The organism is Burkholderia sp. HMSC10F09 (assembly GCF_001806955.1).
GTDB classification, from domain to species: domain Bacteria; phylum Pseudomonadota; class Gammaproteobacteria; order Burkholderiales; family Burkholderiaceae; genus Burkholderia; species Burkholderia multivorans.
In genome coordinates, this window is record NZ_KV786696.1 from 26,164 (window position 1) to 31,343 (window position 5,180).

The following is a 5,180-nucleotide window of genomic DNA, read 5'->3' on the forward strand; positions in this document are numbered from 1 at the left end:
GTAGTGCATCACGAGCTGCGCGGCGACCAGTTCGACGGCGAGCGTGACGGCCCAGCTGTACCAGTAGTTCCAGCCGAGCGCGAAGCCGAAGCCTTCGTCGACGAACTTCGCGCCGTAGGTCGCGAACGAGCCCGACACCGGCATGAATGCGGCCATTTCGCCGAGGCTCGTCATCAGGAAATACACCATCAGCCCGATCACCATGTAGGCGAACATCGCGCCGCCGGGGCCGGCCTGCGAGATCGACGCGCCGGACGCGACGAACAGGCCCGTGCCGATCGAGCCGCCGATCGCGATCATCCGCAGATGGCGCGCCTGCAGGCGGCGGTGGAGGGCCGGCTTCGCGGCGCGCGAACCGGGCGGACGGGACGAATCGGGGCGGGCATCTGAATGCATGGCGGGCGCTGGGCGCTGTCTCCGGAATTTTGTTGTCGATGCGACGCGGCGGTGCGTCCGCGCGGATCGCGCGGGCGGCGCGCATCGCCTTCGTTCGCCGTTCGGCCGCGCGTCGGCGGCCGTCAGCGCGCCGGGTGCAGATCGCACCTCGACGTGGCCCCGATTGTGGGCGGCCGGTCGCCGTGCGGCAAACGATATTTCCGCACAGGGTGATGCAGGTTCGTCATCAACTCACCAGGCAGGCGCGCGACGTCGCGGCGCGTGGTGCAAGCCCGCGTCCGGCGTTCACGGCGCACGTATGGCGAGCCCGAGACGGTCGCCGATACGCCCGCGGTCTTGCGTTTTTCGAATGAAGTGGTGAGTTAATATCAATAGCCGCCCGACTTGTGGCCACCCACAATGTCGTCCATGGATCGTGCGCCGCGAGCGCATGGGCGTGCCGGCCGGCCGCCTCGGCGGCGGCGATGCCGCAGTTCGTGCGCGGCATCGCGCAACGGCGCGGCGGTGCGCGCATCCGCTTGCACAAGGCGCGCGAACGCGCTCCAATCGAATCACGCGGGCGGCCTGGCCGCCGCACCGATCAATCTGTCCCTGAAGAGGAAGTGATGCAATTCAACGACATTCTTGCCGCGCTCGACATCGATCTCGCCCAGTGGAAAGGCAACGCGCTGACGGCGCGCTCGCCGCTCGACGGCGCGACGCTCGCGACGCTGGCGGTCGACACGCCCGCCGACGCCGAGCGCAAGATCGACGCCGCGCACGACGCATTCCTCAAATGGCGCACGGTGCCCGCGCCGGTGCGCGGCGAACTGGTGCGCGTGTTCGGCAACGTGCTGCGCGAGCACAAGGCCGCGCTCGGCCGCCTCGTCACGCTCGAAGCCGGCAAGATCGCGTCGGAAGGCCTCGGCGAAGTGCAGGAAATGATCGACATCTGCGATTTCGCGGTCGGTTTGTCGCGCCAGCTTTACGGCCTGACGATCGCGTCGGAGCGCCCGGGCCACCGCATGATGGAAACGTGGCATCCGCTCGGCGTGTGCGGCGTGATTTCGGCGTTCAACTTCCCGGTCGCGGTGTGGGCATGGAATGCGGCGCTCGCGTTCGTGTGCGGCGATCCGGTCGTGTGGAAGCCGTCGGAAAAGACGCCGCTCACCGCGATCGCATGCCACGTGCTGCTCGGCAAGGCGCTGCGCGAGTTCGACAAGACCCATCCGGGCGTCGCGCCCGAAGGGCTGCATCAGCTGGTGCTCGGCACGCGCGATGTCGGCGAGGTGCTGACCTCGTCGAAGAAGGTGCCGGTCGTCAGCGCGACGGGCAGCGTGCGGATGGGCACCGAGGTCGCGAAGGTGCTGAGCCAGCGTCTCGCGCGCGGCATCCTCGAACTCGGCGGCAACAACGGGATGATCGTCGCGCCGAGCGCCGATCTCGATCTCGTCGTGCGCGCGGTCACGTTTGCGGCGGTCGGCACGGCCGGCCAGCGCTGCACGACGCTGCGCCGCCTGATCGTGCACCGGAGCATCGTCGATCAGCTGCTGCCGCGCCTCGAGAAGGCCTACGCGTCGGTGAAGGTCGGCAACCCGCTCGAGGAAGGCACGCTCGTCGGCCCGCTCGTCGATCGCGCCTCGTTCGACGCGATGCAGAAGGCGCTTGCCGATGCGCGCGAGCAGGGCGGCGAAGTGAAGGGCGGCGAGCGTGTCGACGTCGGTCATGCGGATGCGTACTACGTGCGTCCGGCTATCGTGCGGATGCCGAAGCAGTCGGCGGTGGTCGAGCGCGAGACGTTCGCGCCGATCCTGTACGTGATGGTCTACGACAACTTCGACGATGCGATCGCGGTGCACAACGCGGTGCCGCAAGGCCTGTCGTCGGCGATCTTCACGAACGACATGCGCGAGGCCGAGCAGTTCATGTCGGCGGCCGGCAGCGACTGCGGGATCGTCAACGTGAACATCGGCACGAGCGGCGCGGAAATCGGCGGCGCGTTCGGCGGCGAGAAGGAAACGGGCGGCGGCCGCGAGTCGGGTTCGGATGCGTGGAAGGCGTATATGCGTCGTGCGACGAATACGATCAATTACAGCCGCGAACTGCCGCTTGCCCAAGGCGTGAAGTTCGACGTGTAAGCGCGGGCGGCGCGCTTCGCGCCGCCGGCATCAAAACCGACGGGCCGGTTGCCGCGATGCGGCAGCCGGCCCGTTTCGTCTGTGAGGCGTCCGGTGCGATCGGCGCCGTGCGTTATGCGTCGCTCGCCGGCTCGTTGTGCAGCACCAGCACCTGCGGGCTCGACAGCGTGATCTTCGCCGCACGCAGCTGCTTCAGGATCTCGAACAGCAGATCGCTCTTCGTCGAACCCGCGATGCGCGGGCTCGCCACGTAGCCCGTCACGCTCAGCGTAATGCCGTCTGGCGCGAGCTGGCTGAACGTGACCGACGGCGCCGGCTTCTCGAGAATCGCCGGGTGGGCGCGGTATGCCTCGAGCAGCAGGTCGCGCACCTGCTCCGGATCGGTGTTCAGCGGGAACGTCAGCATCAGCGTCGCGACGCCCTGCGTGCTGTTGCCCATCGTCACGTTGCGCACGTTCTGCGAGATCAGCTGCGAATTCGGCACGATCACGGTCGAGCGGTCGCTGAGCTGGATCTCGGTCGCGCGCACGTTGATGCGGCGGATGTCGCCTTCGACACCGGCGATGCTGACCATGTCGCCCACCTTCACCGGCCGCTCGGTCAGCAGGATCAGCCCCGACACGAAGTTCTTCACGATCTCCTGCAGGCCGAAGCCGATACCGACCGACAGCGCACTGACGATCCACGCGAGGTTGCTCCACTTCACGCCGAGCAGCCCGAGCGTCATCAGCACAAGCAGCACGTAGCCGACGTTCGCGAACAGCGTGACGAGCGACGCACGCATGCCGCTGTCCATGCCGAGTGCAGGCAGGAACTCGTTGTCGAGCCAGCGCCGCACCGAGCGCAGCAGATAGAAGCCGATCGCGAACCCGATCACCGCGTTCATGATGCGGTCCGGCATGATGTTCAGGCTCTGCAGCCGCTGGCCGCCGATCATCGCGATCGCGCTGTCGAGCAGATCGCTCGGCGTCGTGCCGAAGCCGCCCGTCAGCAGCGCGATCGCCGCGACGAGCATCAGCAGGCTCGTGCCGACGCCCGACACGACGGTGTGTGCCTGTTCGAGATGCCGGTCGTCGAGCGCGAACAGATGCTTGATCTGCTTGCCCGTCGACAGGTTCACCGAGAACAGGCTCTCGCTCGCGTCGCGCGTCAGCTGCGTGAGCACGTACACGCTGCAGAGCACGATCTCGAACCACACGAGCTCGTACGTGATGAAGCGCGCGACCGTGATGTAGCCGATTGCCAGCGCGATCAGCGACACGACGATCGCGAGCGTCACGCCCGCGTGGATCAGCCCGGCGAGCGTCGAGCGCTGCTCGGGCGATTCGCCGGCCGCCGCCAGCGCGCTGCGCACGCGGTTCGCGCGCAGCAGCGACGCGCCCACCGTCAGCGCGACGACCAGCGACACGAAGCCGCGGCCGAGCAGCGTGACCGACAGGCTCGTGTCCGCGATCCGGTCGATCGACTCGAGCGTGCCCGATATCAGCAGCAACGCGGCCAGCACGCCGGGGAACGGTCGCATCGCGAGCGCGACGGGATCGGCAAGCGCGGGCAGCCGCCACGACGGATGCTTCGTACACAGCAGCGCGCGACCGAGGCCCGCGATCAGCGCGCAGGTCGCGGCGAGTTTCACGAACTGGTCCCACAGATCGCTCATCGCCGGTGTCGGCGTGTAGTGGCGCGCGAGCGCGAGATAGAGGATCTGCACGGCGACCGCGGTCGCCACGAGCGTCGCGACCGCCGTCGACAGCGCGAGCGCGCTGCGGCGCAGCCGCGTCGGCGGCAGACGGTTCAGGCAGATCCACGCGAGCCCGTACTCGAGCAGCCGGCGTCCGCCCAGCCACGCCGCGAGCGCGGCGATCAACAGCAGCACGGTGGTCGCGCGCTGGCCGGGCGTCCAGGACGAGCCGAGCATGTCGCGCAGCTCGCGCTGGAAAGCGCCGAGCCGCTGGACGTCGTCCGGCGGCAGATGGAACAGCGGCAGCCAGAACTGCGCGCTGAAAATGCTGGCCGAACGGAACGCGAGCTGGTTTCTGAGCAGGCTGCGATGCAGCTTCGCGAACTGATCGGACAGGTTCGCGAGATTGGTCTTCTGATCGGCGGCCTGTTTCAGCGCTGCCTCGATCTGCGCCTTGCGCGCATTCAGCGTCGCGCGCTGCTGCGCGACGGCCGGCGTTTCCGGCGCAGCGCCCGGCGCGGGCGGCGGCCCGAGCACGTCGAGCTGCGCCTGCAACTGCACACGTTGCGGCGTGAGCTCGCCTTGCAGTTTCTCCACCGCGGCGCTCAGTTGCTGCGTCGCGTCTTCGAGCGCGTCGAGCTCCTTGCTGGTGGTCGACGTCGACGTCTTCTGCTTGATGCGGTCCTGTTCGGCCTGCATCTGCTTGAGCTGCCCGAGCGCGTCGCCGAGCGAAATCGTCGGAACGGGTGCGGCGCCGACGGCGCTCGCGCTCGGCGCCGAGGCGGCGGCCGGAAACGCCGACGCGGTCGCGACGACTGCGAACTGCAGCAGTGCGATCAGCGCAATCCGGCGGGCGAAATGAGAAAGTCGTTGTATGAACATGGATTGCTTACGATTTGCCGACACGCCTGTTTGCCGACAGGCATCGGGCGGCCGGCGGTTGGCCCCGTAGCATGTTACCGGGGCGCGACGGCGGCGGCGACGGCGTG

3 protein-coding genes are annotated in these 5,180 nt (G+C 68.3%); 1 reads left to right on the plus strand and 2 read right to left on the minus strand.

The genetic code is table 11. The features are described 5' to 3' along the window. A partial coding sequence (locus tag HMPREF3115_RS32405) for an amino acid permease (protein WP_256276194.1) occupies positions 1-396 on the minus strand: 396 nt, incomplete at its 3' end. Positions 397-1,001: 605 nt separating this feature from the next. Here HMPREF3115_RS32405 and HMPREF3115_RS13305 point away from each other — a divergent pair. Beyond that, positions 1,002-2,513, plus strand: coding sequence for an L-piperidine-6-carboxylate dehydrogenase (locus tag HMPREF3115_RS13305; protein ID WP_035488998.1), 1,512 nt, complete (start codon positions 1,002-1,004; stop codon positions 2,511-2,513). Positions 2,514-2,625: 112 nt separating this feature from the next. Here HMPREF3115_RS13305 and HMPREF3115_RS13310 read toward each other — a convergent pair whose 3' ends face one another. Next, a complete protein-coding gene (locus HMPREF3115_RS13310; protein ID WP_070554702.1) occupies positions 2,626-5,073 on the minus strand; it encodes a DUF3772 domain-containing protein in 2,448 nt (815 codons plus the stop codon). Positions 5,074-5,180 lie beyond the last annotated feature (107 nt).